General features: G+C 61.6%; 1 protein-coding gene. It reads right to left on the bottom strand.

All coding sequences use genetic code 11. From position 1 onward, the window contains the following. On the bottom strand, positions 1-242 hold a 242-nt coding region (locus tag KZZ04_RS20565; protein ID WP_219424086.1), incomplete at both ends, for a hypothetical protein.

Here is a 242-nt window from a genome sequence, read left to right as displayed (position 1 = left end):
GTCGATCACCAGCGAACCTTTGTCGCTGATCACGCTGGCCTGTTTACCGCCTCGGGCCTGGCTGCCGCTGATGCGCACCTCATCCGCCTGGACGATCAGCTTGCCGTCGGCGTTGACCTTGCTGCCGGTATTCAAGGTGTTGCCTTTATCCCCATCGCCGTTTTTGCCGAAGAAGCTGCCACCTGTCAGGTCGCCGGAATACGCCGTATGACTGCTGCGCTGAGTGCGGCTGGCGCTGCTGA

The organism is Pseudoalteromonas sp. CR1 (genome assembly GCF_019392235.1).
Classification (GTDB): Bacteria; Pseudomonadota; Gammaproteobacteria; order Enterobacterales; family Alteromonadaceae; genus Pseudoalteromonas.
Note: the sequence above shows the minus strand (reverse complement) of the source record. Positions and strands in the feature narration are given on the sequence as shown.